At 51.3% G+C, this 16,723-nt stretch carries 18 protein-coding genes and 2 tRNA genes; all 20 read left to right on the top strand.

Annotated features, from left to right (window positions below; genetic code table 11):
• Positions 1 to 200: 200 nt before the first annotated feature.
• On the top strand, positions 201 to 368 hold the full coding sequence (locus NM10_RS13940; protein WP_192813531.1) for a hypothetical protein: 168 nt from the start codon (positions 201 to 203) through the stop codon (positions 366 to 368).
• A gap of 91 nt (positions 369 to 459) precedes the next feature.
• Positions 460 to 1,008, top strand: coding sequence for a hypothetical protein (locus NM10_RS01100; protein ID WP_020309788.1), 549 nt, complete (start codon positions 460 to 462; stop codon positions 1,006 to 1,008).
• A 246-nt stretch (positions 1,009 to 1,254) separates the two neighbouring features.
• Positions 1,255 to 1,321 (top strand) — tRNA-OTHER (locus NM10_RS01095).
• A gap of 25 nt (positions 1,322 to 1,346) precedes the next feature.
• Positions 1,347 to 1,422: transfer RNA gene (locus tag NM10_RS01090), tRNA-Trp, on the top strand.
• Between the two features lie 110 nt (positions 1,423 to 1,532).
• Positions 1,533 to 2,039, top strand: coding sequence for a terminase small subunit (locus tag NM10_RS01085; RefSeq protein WP_020309787.1), 507 nt, complete (start codon positions 1,533 to 1,535; stop codon positions 2,037 to 2,039).
• Positions 1,999 to 3,273 carry a PBSX family phage terminase large subunit gene (locus NM10_RS01080; RefSeq protein ID WP_239639545.1) on the top strand — a complete coding sequence of 425 codons (1,275 nt, stop codon included), beginning with the start codon at positions 1,999 to 2,001 and terminating at the stop codon, positions 3,271 to 3,273. The genes NM10_RS01085 and NM10_RS01080 overlap by 41 nt, the downstream gene beginning before the upstream one ends.
• 4 nt (positions 3,274 to 3,277) lie before the next feature.
• A complete protein-coding gene (locus tag NM10_RS01075) occupies positions 3,278 to 4,669 on the top strand; it encodes a phage portal protein (RefSeq protein ID WP_020309785.1) in 1,392 nt (463 codons plus the stop codon).
• Positions 4,670 to 4,890: 221 nt separating this feature from the next.
• Complete coding sequence (locus tag NM10_RS01070) at positions 4,891 to 5,523, top strand: phage scaffolding protein (RefSeq protein ID WP_020309783.1); 633 nt, start codon at positions 4,891 to 4,893, stop codon at positions 5,521 to 5,523.
• Between the two features lie 13 nt (positions 5,524 to 5,536).
• Positions 5,537 to 6,505 (top strand): major capsid protein, encoded by a 969-nt coding sequence (locus NM10_RS01065; protein ID WP_020309782.1) that lies wholly within the window; start codon positions 5,537 to 5,539, stop codon positions 6,503 to 6,505.
• Positions 6,506 to 6,523: 18 nt separating this feature from the next.
• Positions 6,524 to 7,603: a minor capsid protein gene (locus NM10_RS01060; RefSeq protein WP_020723971.1), complete on the top strand. Its 1,080-nt coding sequence runs from the start codon at positions 6,524 to 6,526 to the stop codon at positions 7,601 to 7,603.
• 138 nt (positions 7,604 to 7,741) lie between these two features.
• Positions 7,742 to 8,113: a hypothetical protein gene (locus tag NM10_RS01055; protein WP_020309780.1), complete on the top strand. Its 372-nt coding sequence runs from the start codon at positions 7,742 to 7,744 to the stop codon at positions 8,111 to 8,113.
• Positions 8,110 to 8,478, top strand: coding sequence for a hypothetical protein (locus NM10_RS01050; protein ID WP_020309779.1), 369 nt, complete (start codon positions 8,110 to 8,112; stop codon positions 8,476 to 8,478). The genes NM10_RS01055 and NM10_RS01050 overlap by 4 nt, the downstream gene beginning before the upstream one ends.
• Positions 8,478 to 8,882 (top strand): HK97 gp10 family phage protein, encoded by a 405-nt coding sequence (locus NM10_RS01045; protein ID WP_020309778.1) that lies wholly within the window; start codon positions 8,478 to 8,480, stop codon positions 8,880 to 8,882. The genes NM10_RS01050 and NM10_RS01045 overlap by 1 nt, the downstream gene beginning before the upstream one ends.
• Positions 8,879 to 9,340, top strand: coding sequence for a phage tail terminator family protein (locus tag NM10_RS01040; RefSeq protein ID WP_020309777.1), 462 nt, complete (start codon positions 8,879 to 8,881; stop codon positions 9,338 to 9,340). Before NM10_RS01045 ends, NM10_RS01040 begins: the two co-directional genes overlap by 4 nt.
• A 3-nt stretch (positions 9,341 to 9,343) precedes the next feature.
• Positions 9,344 to 10,474, top strand: a complete 1,131-nt coding sequence (locus NM10_RS01035) for a phage tail sheath subtilisin-like domain-containing protein (protein WP_020309776.1) — start codon at positions 9,344 to 9,346, stop codon at positions 10,472 to 10,474.
• 13 nt (positions 10,475 to 10,487) lie between these two features.
• Complete coding sequence (locus NM10_RS01030; protein WP_020309775.1) at positions 10,488 to 10,943, top strand: phage tail tube protein; 456 nt, start codon at positions 10,488 to 10,490, stop codon at positions 10,941 to 10,943.
• A 14-nt stretch (positions 10,944 to 10,957) separates the two neighbouring features.
• Complete coding sequence (locus tag NM10_RS01025; RefSeq protein WP_020309774.1) at positions 10,958 to 11,320, top strand: phage tail assembly chaperone; 363 nt, start codon at positions 10,958 to 10,960, stop codon at positions 11,318 to 11,320.
• Positions 11,321 to 11,499: 179 nt separating this feature from the next.
• Entirely contained in the window at positions 11,500 to 14,487 is a 2,988-nt protein-coding gene (locus NM10_RS01020) for a phage tail tape measure protein (protein WP_020309773.1), read from the top strand.
• The gene (locus NM10_RS01015; RefSeq protein ID WP_020309772.1) at positions 14,487 to 15,230 is read left to right on the top strand and encodes a hypothetical protein; all 744 of its coding nucleotides are present in this window, start codon (positions 14,487 to 14,489) and stop codon (positions 15,228 to 15,230) included. Before NM10_RS01020 ends, NM10_RS01015 begins: the two co-directional genes overlap by 1 nt.
• Positions 15,227 to 16,723, top strand: a complete 1,497-nt coding sequence (locus tag NM10_RS01010) for an XkdQ/YqbQ family protein (RefSeq protein WP_020309771.1) — start codon at positions 15,227 to 15,229, stop codon at positions 16,721 to 16,723. Before NM10_RS01015 ends, NM10_RS01010 begins: the two co-directional genes overlap by 4 nt.

Here is a 16,723-nt window from a genome sequence, read left to right as displayed (position 1 = left end):
GGATCGTAGATGGAGAAATGCGGCTTATCCCGCCGCGTGAAGTAGATTATTGGGCGCCGATTGCCTCGACGCCCAAACGGTAGGAGCGTGATAGCATGACGAAACGGAAGGTATGGATTGGGCTCATCATTTACGCTGTCGTATGCATGGCGGCGTTTGTGACGATGCTCGCCATGATCTTTAAATAGGGCGGTGAGGCTATGAAAAACTGGTACAAACCAGGCCCGGTCAAGGTGACGCGTGTGGAACCGGACCCGCGGCCAAAGAAAACGAAGCCTGCCTGGCAGGAATACAACGACGTAATGGATTATCAAGCACGGAATATCGAGAAAATCCGGCGGCGGTTAGAACACGCACGGAGGAAGTAGCATGGCAGGCGGCATCAAACTGAATAATTGATTCATCGCATACAGGCCTGGAAAGACCTGTATGCTGTTCACGTTTATGAAGGAGGTAACCATGTATCACAACGACTATACCGTATTAGTGAAGGAATATCTGAACCGCTATAATGAATTCAAGCAATATGTGGCGAACGTTGAGGCGGAAATCGAAGACTATAAAGAGATGTTGAAGCTCTCAGCCGTCCCTAAGGTCCCCAGCCTGTCGCCTGCTGGCGGTTGTGGCGGCGGCGATGGGACCAGCCCGCAGGAACGGGCGTACTTTAAACAGGAAGACTTGGAAAAGCGTCTCGAAGGCAGCTATCAGGACCTTCTGGAAGTACTACCGAAGGTCCGCAAGCTGGACCGGTCCCTGGATGCGCTGAAAGCGACGAATCCCGTGGATTATCGCATCATCCGCGCCCGATATATCGACGGATCGTCCTGGGAAAGCACGTCCCGTTATGCCGGCGCCAGCGTGACCTACTGCCGGACGGAAGCCCGGAAGACACTGCGGCGGCTGACCGGGGCCATGTTCGGCGAAGAATCCATCCCGATGCAGATGAGCCTGGTATTCATTGACGGCAGCGAAGCGAAGGGAGACGACCATGAGGGAAATTGTGGATAACTTTTTTTCGTGTCGTTTTTTGACAGAATCGCGCAGAAAAAAAATATATTTGAATACGGAAAAAGTTGGTCGGACGTGGTACGATAATAGCGTGAGAGTTGGGGATGACGCGAGGGGCTCGTGTCACGCACCAGTCCATTAGCTGCCCTTGCGCATCCCACACACTGTCACCAGATACGCACCTCCTTTCTTTTAAAGTTGCGGTACATGGATAGTCATGGCGCCACTACCCATGTACTGCTATACGGCGGAGTAGCTCAATGGTAGAGCCAAGGGGCCTCCTATGTTGCTGGTTCGAGCCCAGCCTCCGCCCTCTCCTTTTGGGGCGTGTCTATCATAGGGACGTAGCTCAATGGGCAGAGTAGTGGTCTCCAAAACCATTTGTTGAAGGTCCAAGCCCTTCCGCTCCTGCCAAATCGAATACATAGGGACTTAGTCGCCTGTGTCTGGTGAATAGCCGGACAGGGTAACGGGTCTCTTTTTTATTACAAGGAAGTCATGAAGGTTGGTGGCGATTATGTAGCATGGATAAATTGACGTTAAAGCAGAAACGGTTTGTAGATGCCTATATTGAGACCGGCAATGCTACAGAAGCCGCTAGAATGGCCGGATATAGTAAGAAAACTGCGAATCGTATTGGTACAGAAAACTTGTCAAAACTTGTCATCCGCCGAGCTATTCAAGAACGCCTGGATGCCATGGAAGCGGCCAAGACAGCAACGCCGGAGGAAGTGATGCAGCACTTGACAGCGGCCATGCGAGGCGAGATACGGGAAGAGCATATTGTATCGGAAGGAACCGGTGAAGGATGTTCCAGGGCCCGCATCATGAAAAAGCAGATAAGCGCGCACGATCGACTGAAGGCGGCAGAATTGCTGTTGAAGCGGTATCCGACTAAGCCAGCACGGGAAGAACAAGAGCTTCGTAACGAAAAACTCCGGGCGGAAGTCGCAGATCTGAATACGCATACCGATGAGGAGGCAGTTGCATTTGAATTCTCACGTAAATCGGAAACGACAGAAGAAAATTAATATAGCTGACCTAATCGCCCCATCATTCGATGAGGTCTTTTTTGATGTCGAGCGGCACCTGCATACCTTTTATCTGTTGGCGGGTGGCCGCGGCAGTGCCAAGTCATCGTTTGTGGGCGGTATCCGCATCCCCGTATCGGTGATGGAAGATCCGGATGTCCATGCCGTTGTCATCCGGAAGGTCGGCAACACTATCAAGAACAGCGTATTGCCTCAGATTGTCTGGGGGCTGGAGCAATTGGGCGTCCTGGACAAGTTCCGCGTCAAATTGTCGCCGCCGGAAATCACGTATAAGAAAACGGGACAGAAAATCCTTTTTTTCGGGCTGGATGACCCGGCTAAGGTTAAATCCATTAAACTGCCGTTCGGTTATGTCGGTATCGTGTGGTTCGAGGAATTGGACCAGTTCAGCGGCATGGAAGAGATTCGTAACGTGTTGCAGTCTCTCCTGCGCGGCGGCCAGTTCTATCAAGTATTCGGGACGTATAACCCGCCGAAGAGCCGGAACAACTGGGTCAATGAAGAAATTCTCGTGGACGATCCAGATCGGCTGGTCCACCACTCGACCTATTTGACCGTGCCGGAAGACTGGCTGGGGCCGCAGTTCCTGGCCGAAGCGGAAAAGCTCAAAGCCAAGAATGAAATGGCCTATCGGCACGAATACCTGGGCGAAGTCACAGGTACAGGCGGCGCGGTCTTTGAAAATGTCGAAGACATGGCCATGAGCGACGAACTTGTCGGAAATTTTGACAGGTTGTATTACGGCCTGGACTTCGGTTTTGCCGTGGATCCGCTGGCCTATGTCGCGATGTACTATGATGCAAAACGAGAAGATCTGTATATTTTCGATGAAATCTATCAGCAAAAACTGACGAACAGCCAGGCGGCTGGACGGATAGCACAGCGAACCGGCGACAGGCTGATTATTGCAGATAGTGCAGAACCGAAATCTATCAAAGAAATGAAAGATTACGGATTACGCATTACAGGTGCACGTAAAGGGCCGGACAGCGTAGAGCATGGAATCAAGTGGCTCCAGGACCGGGCGCATATTTATATCGATAAACGGCGATGCCCGAATACATTCCGTGAATTTATTAGTTATGAATACGAGCGGAACCGGGAAGGGCAGTTCATCAGTGCCTACCCGGACAAAAACAACCATGCTATTGATGCAGTACGATACGGCATGGGACCGGCAATGCCGCGGGCAGGTATCCATATTTTGAGGTGATTACATGGATTTAGAGACAGCAAAAAAGGTAATCAAACGATACATTGCGGGGCATGGAGAATTCCAGGCACGTGCATGGACGGCTGAACGATATTATCGTGTACAGAATGATATCTTATTTCCTCCGTCAAAAAAAGAAGAGGCAGAAAAAGAAAATCCGCTCCGCCATGCAGATAACCGTCTGCCACACAGCTTCTATAAACTACTGGTCAATCAGAAAGTAGCGTATATGTTTACGACGCCGCCTATATTTGATGTGAAGAACGATGACCAGAACCAGCTGATTACGCAGTCATTGGGGGATTATTATGGAAAACGTTGTAAGGATTTGGCCGTCAATGCATCTAACGCAGGGATAGCATGGGTACATTACTGGATGGATAGCGAAAACGGTTTTACCTGGGGCGTCGTCCCCTCGGGAGAAGTGATTCCGGTCTGGTCCCCTAAACTGGATCATCAGCTTTTGGCTGTGCTCAGGGTATATCGCGATTTTGATGACAACGGGGATGTATACGACGTTTATGAATACTGGAATGATACAGAGTGCCAGGCATTTCGTAAACGGGCCAGTGACGATATTGCTACAGGGTTGATGCCGTGGCCATGTTTTACGGAATTTTATGATGCCGGTATATCGCCTGCAGCTAACCGGTTCATCCACCAGTTAGGAGATGTTCCTTTTATCCCGTTCTACAATAATAATCTGACAAGCAGTGATTTGGACGACGTAAAGCCGCTGATTGATGCATACGACAAAACTTACAGCGGATTTATGAATGACCTAGAAGATGTACAGGAAGTTATTTTCGTTCTCACGAACTATGGCAGTGAAGATTTGGCACCTTTCCTGAATAATCTGAAGTATTACAAGGCAATCAATATCGAAAATAATGGTAACGGAGATGCTTCCGGGGTTTCTACGCTGACTATTGAAATACCTGTCGAAGCGCGGGATAAAATGTTGGAACTTACCCGTAAATCTATTTTTGATATGGGACAGGGAATAGATCCACAGCAGCAGGGGCTGGATAAGACGTCTGGAGAAGCAATGAAATTCCTGTATGCTCTGTTGGAACTCAAAGCAGGAATGATGGAAACGGAATTCCGGCTAGGATTCAACAAGCTGATACGGGCTATTTTACGTGTCCATGGACAGCTGTGCCAGAACATCATACAGACCTGGACTCGTACCAGTATCCGAAATGACGCGGAACTGGTTGATATGTGTAGTAAATCCAATGGCATCATCAGTCGTAAGACCATTCTCAAAAATCATCCTTTTGTCGAAAACGTGGATGATGAAGAAAAAGAGCTGGATGAGGAAGAAAAGAATCAAGCTGATAAAGACGATATCTATGGCGATTTGGGCGGTAAGGGAGGTGATGGCGATGTATAAATGGCTTAAACGATATACAGAACAGTTCAGCGAGGATTTCCCATTTAAATCTGTTATGGATAAGACGGAATATGAAATCTGTCGGATTATTCAGGAATGTTGTGAAAGAAATACAAAGTATGTGGCATCCGTGACTGGCTCCACAGGAACGACTACGTAAATAGGCTTATTACTTTGGCGCGGGTCGGTAACCGCGGTAAAAACCGGAAAGGAGATATAAAATGACGATTGAAGAATTAATCCAGGAATTAGGGATTGCTGATGATAAAAGGGAAGAAGCTTCCAAAACTTTTCATGATTATCTGGATGGCAATTATGTAACAAAATCTCGTTTCAATGAGGTCAACGAGGAAAAGAAGACCTTGAAGACAACAGTTGCAGAACGAGACAAGCAACTGGAAACCCTGAAGAATAGCAAAGGCGATACAGAATCCTTAAAAGCACAAATCAAACAGCTTCAAACGGAAAATAATCAGGCAAAAGAAAAATATGAAGCCCAGATGAAGAACCTGAAACTGACTACGGCCATTCAACTGGCTATAGGTGATAGTGCGCAGGATGTCGGGATTGTTTCCGGATTATTTGACAGGGATAAGCTCATCCTTGGTGAAGATGGAAAAGTCGCTGGTCTTGATGAACAGCTTAAGACACTCAAGGAAAGCAAACCTTTTTTGTTTAAAGCAGCACCTGGTAATCCGCCGAAATACAGTCCTAATGGTGGCGGCGGAAATAATTTGAAGAATCCCTTTGCTAAAGAGACATTCAATATGACAGAACAGGGCAAGCTGTTGCGTGAAAATCCAGAACAGGCCAAAGCCTTTGCAGCGGCCGCTGGAGTCACACTCAATGTATAGGAGGTAATGAATTATGGCAGGAACAACTTTGACAGACGTCATTGTACCGGAACTCTTCAACCCGTATGTCATTCAGCAGACAATGGAAAAATCGGCGTTTTTCAGTAGCGGTATCATTACACGGAATGCAGCTTTCGATGCATTAGCCAGTGAAGCGGCCCGTACACATAATATGCCTTTCTTTGAAGATCTTTCTGGTGATGCCCAGAATATCGTAGAAGGAAAATCAATCGAATTCCAGAAAATCACGTCTAATAAAGACGTATCGACAACTATCATGCGTCAGCAGAAATGGAGTGCTACCTCTCTTTCGGCCGCACTGGCAGGTAGTGACCCGATGCGTGCCATCGGTGACCTGGTTGCTGATTACTGGGCCCGTCAGTATCAGAAAGAACTGATTAATATTTTGACTGGTGTCTTTGGAGCCGATACAATGGCAGACCATGTGCTGGATATTTCCAAAAAGACAGGCAATGCCGCTAATATCAGCGCGTCTGCCGTCATTGATACTCTGCAGCTCCTGGGTGACGCTCAGGATCAGCTGACAGCGGTTGTTATGCATTCCGCAACCAAAGCATACCTTAAAAAACAGAATCTCATTACGACGGAACGGGATAGCACTTCCGTGGAATTCGATACGTATCAGGGACGCCGCGTCATTGTAGACGATGGATGCCCGGCCGCTGATGGTGTTTATACGACGTACTTCTTCGGATCGGGAGCAGTAGCTTACGGTGAAGGGAACCCGGTAGGTTTCGTACAGACAGAAACGAAACGTGACCCGGACCTTGGCGCCGGTATCAACATGCTTTACAACCGTCGCTGCTTCATCATGCACCCTCGCGGAATCGCATGGCAGAATGCTGTACGTGTCAACGTAGAATCTCCATCCAGAGAAGAACTGGCAACGGCAACAAACTGGAAGCGCGTGTATGAATCGAAAGCCATCCGTGTCGTAGCATTGAAACATAAAGTAGGCTGATAAGGTCAGGTGGTGAATGTGGACAGCGAAGCGTATTGGGCACAGAGAGCCATAGAGCGGGAAAAAGAATGGCACAAGAAATGCCAGGAAACCATTGAAAAGGAACTGGCCCGGTACTATCTTGCATCGCTGGGCCATATCCAGACCGATATAGCGGCACTGTATGGCCGGTTTGCCAAAGATAATGCGCTGTCAGTCGAAGAAGCGCGCAAGCTGATTACGGGAAGTGAATACCGTCAGTGGCGTATGACGATTGAGAAATATATAAGGCAGATAAAGGAAAACGGGGACAAAGGTCTTGAACGGGAACTGAATGTCCTGGCCATGCGCAGCCGTATCAGCCGGCTGGATAAGCTGTACAGTGAAACCTTGATGGAACTGGATGCGTTAGGACATAAGGTTTCTGAAACCATGACGGATTTCCTCACAGATGCATACAAAGACAGTTATTATCATGGGCTGTTTGATATTGGGAAGGAAATCGGATTGCCAGCCTCCTTTGCTAAAGTCAACCGTGATGATCTGACGCAGGTGCTCCGGAATCGATGGAGCGGGATGAACTACAGCCAGCGAATCTGGAAAAATCAGCGGCTGCTGGCACGAACACTAAAGTCTGAGATGATGACAGCCGTTCATCAAGGGGAAAGCATAGATGCTATCTCAAAGAGGGTATCCCAGCGGATGGATGTCGGAATCAGTAATGCACGACGTCTGGTCCGGACAGAGCTGAATTACGTTGGAAATCAGAGTGCCATGGACAGTATCAAAGAAGCAGGGATGAAGTATTACCGCTTTTCTGCGACACTGGACCGTCGGACGTCAGCGACCTGCCGGGAACATGATGGCCATGTTTATCCCATTGGCGAATATCAGCCAGGCAGTACGGCCCCACCACTTCACCCGAACTGCCGTTCCACAGTCGCCGGCAGCCTGTACGGGCCGGATAAAAAGAAGACGGGGACGCGCATTGCCAGGAATGATAAGGGCAAGACATACTATGTGCCAGCTGACATGACATATGAAGAATGGTACAATAAATATATCGAATCAACTATTATACCAACTGGCAATGCAAACTGGAAAACTAATGAACTTTGACTCCGCAGTAAATGCTTTGCTTGTAGATAGCCATTCTATTGCGGAGTTAATGCCGCAACTCAATTGGACTTAAGCCCAGTTGAATACTTAGCGCTCACAATGTGGGTGCCTTTTCATACCCAAATGGAGGTGGTAGGTATGCAGTGTGTAACGGCAAATGAAGCGGTAGCGCTCATTATTTCCAATGTGCAAAGTATCCGTGGTGAGCCGGCAGAGTATGCAGTTCTTACGATGTATGCAAATAAATTTGTCGGTTTTGTTCTGGATTATTGCAACCGGGAAGATTTCCCTGAAACGCTGATCTATACAGCAACGGATTACATATCACAATGGCTGGAAGATAAAGCGAATGGCGGGCGTCAGGGTGCATTGAAGAGCCTGGAGCAGAACGATACAAAATTCCAATTTGCGGTGTCAGATATGACGCAATTGGGAAGCCAGATCGATGCGGATCTGCAATCTTTTACAGCCCATCTTGCGCCGTATCGAAAAGTCAGGTGGCCCGTATGACGATGCCATGGAACCGATGCAAGAATCTGCTCATGAAATACATGTATAAAGACCGCGTCACCGTGTACCGGCAGCAGTCAGTAAAAGACGACGAAGGTGCCGATGATTATACGGTGCAGGCCATCTATCAGGAACTCCCGTGCCATCTGACGCAATACGGCAAAGAACTGCAGAGCGGGCAGAATCCGCGGGAGTTCTTCACAAAGACGGACCTGCGTATTTGCCTGGACCCGGAATACGATATTTTGCCGAACGATGTCCTAGTCATCGTGCATGTCGGCCAAACCTTTACGCTTAATGCCGCGAAGGCTTTCAAGTATCCGGACCATCAAGAAATCAGTGTCCGAAGAGAGGATGAGGCGTAATGGCTATGCTCTTTGATGATGGGTTCTCGGCCTTTGATGACCGCCTGGCGGCCATTGAAGAAAAGGGAGCCTCGAAAATGGACAAATTCGTTGCCCAGGAAGCGGAGGTTATCATTGGGAAAATCAAGGATAACACGCCGACCCGGACGGGCCGTCTCAAGAACGGCTGGAAACATTCCCGGGCCACACAGGGGAAGACAACGATTTACAACAACGTCAAATATGCCGCCCACGTCGAGTATGGCCATCGACAGACGCCGGGGCGGTATGTACCGGCCATCGGGAAGCGGCTGAAGAAAGATTTCGTCCCTGGCAAGAAGATGATGCATAAAGGGATGATGGAGGCCGGGCAGACCTTCGAGGCAGATTCTGAGGCCATCTTCAAGGCGGTGTTGGACGAATGATGACGCTCCGCGATATAAAAGCGGCCATCGTGGCCGTACTCAATCAAAACTTCAAAGATTATAAGGTGCATTTCGACAATGTCGAGAAATCGGATGCACCTTATTTTTATGCCGAGTTCATGCCGACGGCCACGACCGTGGACGACCTGTTCAGCGACCGGCTGATTCAGGTAGATATTACCTATATCCACCCGGAAGACACTATGGGACGCGTGAGCCGCACGGCTGTCTTCGAGGTAGCCGATGCCCTGGACAAGGCTTTCCGCCCTGTCCTGGCCGTCAAGGACCGGCATATTACGATTCTCGACGCAGAGATGACCATTATTGATGACATCCTGCATTACATTTTCAATCTTGATTTCCGTGACAACTTCGAGGGTGCCGGCCGCATCCAGTATGAACTGGCCCAGCACCTGGAACTGGAAATCAACAAGCTCAATCAAACGGAAGGGGAATAGCATATGGCGAATGAACAGGAATTGTTCGGCATGCCGCAGATTATCATCAATTTCCGTACCAAAGGCACGACAGCCATTAAGCGCAGTGCCCGCGGTATCGTGGCGATGATTCTGCACAACGAAACGAAAGACGAAGTCCATAATTATACCATCCGCGACGTATCCGACATCCCGGAAACAGGTCTGACGGATGAAAACATAGACCTCATCAAGAAGTGTCTGCTTGGTACGCCACTTCGTATCCTGGTCTACACGTTGCCGAATACCAATGTCGACGGCGCTACGAAGACCCAGGCCAACGCCCTCAAGATGCTGACCAACATCAAGTGGAACTGGCTCTGCGCACCGACAGCCTCGGTGCAGGAACAGCAGGACCTGACGTCTTGGATTAAGGCACAGCGCAGCAACAAGCATAAAACCTTCAAGGCCGTGTTATCGGGCCAGGCCGCAGACCATGAAGGCATCGTTAACTTCTGCACGAACGACATCAAAGTACAGACCGATACAGACAGCTCCGGCAATCCGGTCTATACGACGTACACGGCCTTGCAGTATACGGCCCGTATCGCCGGCATTTTGGCTGGCCTGGCCCTGGACCGCAGTGCCACGTACTTCAAATTGACCGAAGTCGAAAGCGTCGAAGTCTATGAAGATATCGACACGCTGATTGACAAGGGCGAACTGCTCCTCATTGACGAGCAGGATGGCGACGGCGTCAAGATTGCCCGCGCCTGCAACAGCCTGACGACCTTCACCACAGATAAAGGCGAAGAGTTCCGGAAAATCAAAATTATCGAAGGCATCGACATGGTCACCGACGACATCCGCGATACCTTCAAGAAGTATTACGTGGGCAAGGTCATTAACGACTACAACCACAAAATGCTCTTCATTTCGGCCATCCTGGTCTATTTCTCGGAAATCAAGGGCAACGTGCTGGATGCCGATGCCGCTAATACGGTCGACATTAACACGACCTGGCAGAGCAATTACGCAAAACTCCATGGTGATGACCCGACGACCATGTCGGTCATGGAAATCCGCCAGTACAATACCGGCGATACGCTGGCCCTGGCCGGTGACATCCGCTTCGTGGATGCCATGGAAAACTTGAAGATTGATTTCACACTGTAAGGAGGCCTGACAAATGGCAAGAAGCGAATATGACGTAAAATATCGCGGCAACCGGCGCTGGAACGGCTCCCACGGGAAATTATGGTGGGAAGGCGAACTCATCTTTGAAATTGAATCGTTCGAAGTCGACGTCGAGCCGAACCGCGAAGATGTGCTTATCGGGAACAGTGTAGACAGTAAGATCGTATCCCTCAAAGGTACGGGGACGCTCAAAATCAAGAGCGTCATCAACCGGAATCTGAATAAGTACCTGGAAGACTGGAAGAGCGGCCATGACCCGCGTACGACGCTGGTCGGCCTGGTCGAAGATCCGGATATGATTGACGCCCAGAAAGAGCGCATCACGCTTGATAACGTCTGGTTCAACAAGCTGTCGCTCATGAATTTTGAAAAAGGGAAAGTCATCGAAAAAGAATACCCCTTCGGCTTCACGCCGGAAGACGCTGCATTTACGGAAACCGTTGAATAGGAGGAGAACATACTATGGCAGTTAGCATTCAGGAATTGATTAACCAGAAAGACAAAATCGAACAGAAGAAACAGGAAACCCTTGACCTCGACACCAGCGTCGGCAAGCTGACGGTCAAGAAAATCACGAAAGGCCTCATGGCCGAAATCATGGACATCACCGACGGCTCCGACGAATACTGCATCTTACAGACCGTCGTCGAACCGAACTTGAGGGACGCCACCCTGCAGCAGGCCTATGGCTGCGTCGAACCGACGGATATCATCGACAAATTGTTCGATGCCGGCGAGATTCCGGCCATTGCCCGCAAGATTTCCCAGCTGTCCGGCTATGGGAAAGACATCGAATCGAAGGTCCATGAAGACGTAAAAAACTAATCCAAGAGGACTGGGAAGCGGCCACGGCGGCCGCCCTGGTCCTCCGTGGGCATCGACTGGACTATTTCTTCGGCTTGAACCGGTTGGAAAAGATTTTCTGCTATGAGGCTGTCTGTCTGGAGCAGCAGCGTGAATTGGATTTGGCGACGCTGCCATTGAAGAAAGGGGGCCGGTAGGCTGTGAGCAACTATGTTTTGAGCGCTACGCTGGAACTCAAGGACCAGTTTACGGCGCAGGTCAATAAAGCAAGGTCCGGCTTCAAGGGCTTGACGGAAACTCTGAAAAGCACAGGGAGCGCTTCGGATGCGGCCGCCGCCGGGATGGGAAAAGCCGGTACAGCGGCTGTCAAAGCAGCCGGCCAGGCGGACCGTGCCAAACGGGCCTTCCAGGGCATCCGCGGCATCTACGAAGCGACTATCCGTGCCAAGGACGACGCTACAGCAAAGATTCAGAAGGTCAAGACAGAGCTGAACGGGCTCAAAGGAAAGGCCTATACCGTGGCCATCAACGTCAAGCAGAATGGTGATATTGGCGGCATGAAGGACAAACTGTCCGGAATGGCTGCCGGTGCTATGGCCGGTCTTCCTGTACAGGCTGCCGGTTTTGCTGGGCTTGGCTACGGCGTCTTCGATGCCGTAAAGAATTATTCTGACTTCACGGCTCAGTTGTCGCAAATCAAGGCAGTCACTGGGTTGGATGCGGAAGCCATGGACGCCGTTAAGGAAAAGGCACTGGAACTCGGCGCAGATACGCAGTTTAGTTCGACGGAAGCGGCCCAGGGGATGACAGAGCTCTTGAAAGCCGGCGTCAGCGTTAAGGACGTTCTCGGCGACGCTTCGCAGGCAGCTCTCGATTTAGCTGCAGCCGGCCAATTATCTCTTCCGGAAGCAGCGGAAATCATGAGTACAGCTATGAACGCCTTTCATATGGATGATGCCACTCATGCAGCAGACATCTTGGTTGGTGCAGCCAATGCCAGTGCAACGGGCGTCCAAGAATTGAAGTATTCTCTCTCTGCTGTCTCGGCTGTTGCGGCCGGGGTCGGTATGAGCTTCGATGATACCAACACGGCCCTGGCAGTCTTCGCCAATGACGGCCTGAAAGGGTCTGATGCAGGTACGTCTTTAAAGACGATGCTCATGAACCTCTCACCGCAGACGAAGCAGGCAACAGAAGAAATGCAAAGACTCGGTCTTTTGACCGACGAAGGAACGTCTAAATTCTTCGACCAGGAAGGCCACCTGCGGTCCCTCTCAGACATCGCCGGCCTTTTGCAGGACCATTTATCTGGTTTAACGGATGAAGAAAAGATGAACGCCTTGTCAACCTTGTTTGGCTCGGACGCTATCCGAGGCGGCATGATCATGCTGCGTGAAGGCGCCAAGGGCGTCAAAGACATGAACGCAGCCATGAAAGACATCACGGCCCATGAAGCGGCCAAGGTGGCAATGGACAACCTGCGCGGCTCTCTGCTCCGGTTGAAGAGCGCCTGGGAAAACCTGACTATCAAGCTCTTAGACCATGGCATCGGCGATGGCTTGCGGGGCTTTACCGATGAATTCGGCAAGCTAACGTCGCATTTTTCCGGTCTCATTGACGACGGCCTACAGGTGACGGACGTCATCAAGATTGTGGGCGAGGGCATCAAGGATTTGAAAGATAAGTTCCTGGCCTTTGACGGCATCGGTTCGGCACTGGCAGGCGGGGCCTTGATCGTTGGGTTGAAAAAGATTTACAACCTGGCCATGAAGGTCAAAGACGTCATCCAGGGCATCCCGAAGAATCTTCCGGGCGGCACGCCGACCGGGGGGAACGGGCTTCCCAGCACGTCGTCTGTGAAAGATATGGTCGTCACGGCGACGAACGTCATCATCAACAGCAAAGGGGCACCGACCACGGCGCCTACTTCGGCACCACCGACGAACGCGCCGGTTCCGGTCCCGGAAGGAACTCCCAAAGGGACTCCGAAACCAGGATGGGGCGCCCGGCTCAGCAGCTGGGCGAAAAGGGTGCCATGGATTGGGTCGGCTATCGCATTAGGTGGAACCGCTCTTGATGTGGCTTATGCCCCGGAAGGAGAAAAGCTGTCTACGGCTGGACGGGATGCAGCTGGCCTTGCCGGTAGTTTTGCCGGTATGAAAGGCGGAGCCGCATTCGGCGCCTGGGCAGGTTCTATGGTTCCCGGGGTCGGTACGGCGGCCGGTGCGATTATAGGCGGCATCGCTGGAGGTATCGGTGGGGATATGCTCGGCCAGAAACTGGCCGAAGCCTTCCAGGGCATCAACTGGGATTCCTTTAGCCAGGTCATCAACGAAAAGAACGCGGAATGGAGCCAGACCTTTGCTCAACTAGGGCCGACTATAACCAGTACCTTTGAAGGCATCCGCCAATCAATGAGTGATACCGATGACTGGCTTACCGGGAAACAGGCCGAACTGCATCAGTATATGGCTGACTCCTGGGAAGGCATCAAACAGTCTGGGGCGGATACCTGGGAGAGCATCAAGCAATCCGGCGTCGACTCCTGGGATATGGTTTGCCAGGTAGCCGATGAAAAGAACGCGGAATGGAGCCAGACCTTTGCCGATGCGAAAGAATCGGCTGGCAACCGTCTGGCCGAACTGGAAGAATCGGCCAGCACGACCTGGGAAGAAATCAGCAGCGGCGCGTCGTCCATGGAAGGCGACATTGCCAGTGCTTTCCAGAATGCCAAGGATGAAGCTGAGGCGGCCTGGGACGGCGTAACGGGATGGTTTGAAGAGAATGTATGGGGACCGCTTTCAGAACGCGCACGGAGCGCCTGGAGCAATTCACAGACCACCATAGCAGATATACGTTCCTCGGCCAACTCTTTTTCCTTCAGCATCCCTAGTATCTTCTCCGGCCATGCGACTGGCTCATCATTTTACGCCGGCGGCTGGACGGAAATCAACGAACGGGGCGGCGAAATCGTCGACCTGCCGCAGGGAAGCCGTATCTATCCACACGCTACAACGGAGCGAATGATTCAAGCCGAACTGGAAGGCAGCCACTCGTCTGGCGGTGGCCCGGTCGTCATCAAGGGCAATACCTTCTATGTCCGCGAAGAGGCCGACATTGACCGCATCGCCTATAAACTGGCGAAACTGATTTCACAGGGCCATATCAACTACGGAGGTGGTTATTGATGAGCCTGGGAGGGTTAGGAAATACCATACAGGTCCTTTCGGCCATCTTTTCTAACGGCGGAGGAGCTGGACTGAAGCGGGAAATCATCATCGAAGGGCCGACGGGGAAACTCATCCTGCCGGTCACGCCGGCCAAATATACCGTCGGCGATGGACAGAAAAACAAAGTCGTCGACATCACGCAGGTCGGGGAAGCCCTGGTCTTCGGGATGCCGAAAGCCAGGACCCTGTCCTTCTCCGGATTCTTCCCCTCACTTACCCATGGCTACCCTTTCGTTGTGGGCGACTACACAGACCCGTCGTCCTGCGTCGAGAAACTGACCGAGTGGAAGGCGGCCCGGAAGGCCGTTCGCGTCATCATTACCGACTCTCCGGTCAATATGATGTGCGGCATCATGGAATTTTCCTACTGGGAGCAGGACGGCAGCCGGGATATCTACTACACGCTGAATTTTACGGAGTATAAAGAGCTAAACGTCCCGATGGCGAACAATGACAAGCCTATCGACGATAAGACGGGCCTCAAGGTCCGCCCGGTCGACCTGGACCAGAAAATCAAGGAAGAGCAGTCGCAGATCTCCAAAGGCAAGGCCCTGTTCCAAAAGGCCTGCGACGTCATGGACGTGGCCAAGAAAGCCTACGGCGACTATAACCACTGGCGCCGCGTCGTCCAGAGCAACAACTTGAAGAGCCTGGTCATCAACAACGCGGGAAAAATCCGGAAGTGGGTGATTAAGAATTGATCATCAAGCATAAGAGCGTCAAGACGGAAACCACGACCGACGAGAAAGGCAACCAGACGACGAAGCAGACCGAGACGATAGATGATTTGTCCCGCCTCACCGTAGGAAGAATCACCTGGGAGGGCTCCCGGCTACAGGTGGCCCGGAAACTAACCTTCTCGTACGTTCAGGACGCCCGGGACCCGAACCTGCCGAACTATGTCATCAACTGCGGTGAAACGGTCTATGGCTATGATGAAGACGGGAACCTGCAATTCCAGGGCAACGTCTACTCCATCGAAAAAGACGTCCAGCAGTCCACGGTGACGGTCACGGCCTATGACAATCTGTTCATACTCTGCCGGTCCAAGACGACCCGGAAATTCACGGATATGCTGGCCGAGGACATTGCCAAGGCGGTATGCAGTGAGCTGGGTATCAAAGCCGGGAAGCTGGCCGAGACAGGGAAGAAAGTCTCTTTCATTGCTCAGGAAAAGACGGGCTATCAGATTATCATGATTGCCTATACTGACGCGGCCAAGCAAATCAACGCTCATAAGGAAAACAAGGATGACCCAGACGTCCTCTTCCATCCCATCATGCGGGGCGATGAGCTGGACGTCATTAAGAAAGGCGAGCTCATCGAAGGGCTGGCGGCGGACCAGTACGTCAATATCGAGAACAGCCAGTACAAGGAATCTATCGAGGACATGGTCAACAGTATCATGATTACCGACCAGCAGGGCAACGTTACGGGCTACCAGACGAAGGACGAATGGATACAGAAATATTCTATGGTCCAGGACGTCTATAAGACGAACCCGAATGACAATGCCCAGGAAGCCATCAACAAGCTGTTCCATGGTCCGGACCGTTCTGGTATCCTCCAGATGACGGGCAGCTATGCCGCTAAATCGTCATATTCCATCCAAATCCGGGACATCCTGACGGAATTGTGCGGGAAATTCTGGATTAAATCCGATACGCATACCTTCGAGAACGGCATCCACGAGATGCGGCTGGAAATCGAGTTCGAGAACCTTATGAACAAAGAAGAAAAGCCGAAAGATACGACTGTCAAGACCAAGACCGGGCGTACGGCCTCGGCCATCGGCGGGGCAAATTTAGAGGCGTCGGCGGGCGTACAAGCTGGCTTTGCCGCTTGGGAAGGCGCTACCATGCCAGATGGCCGAAACGGCTGTGTCGAGGCCGCTACGCGTATTGGCAGTTATTATAGTCCCTTCTTGAAACAAGAATGTGACAACGGCGTCGCCTCGGTGCCGACGTTAATGGCTGACGCCGGGGATGCTGTTATCCCCTTCGACGAATCGAATCTGGAAGTCGGTGACTGCGTCGTCTTTGATGGCGACGAACACGTTGTCGTCTATGCCGGCGATGGCCAATATGTCGGTAATAATTCCAGCGGGAACGGCGGCGCCGGGGCTGTTGGAACCGGCGGTATCTATAACATCGGCATGACGCCGACGTCCATTATCAAAACGAGTCATATGTAG

Origin of the sequence: Megasphaera sp. NM10, assembly GCF_000417505.1 — a bacterium.
GTDB lineage: Bacteria > Bacillota > Negativicutes > Veillonellales > Megasphaeraceae > Megasphaera > Megasphaera intestinihominis.
This window is presented reverse-complemented; position numbering and strand designations above follow the sequence as displayed.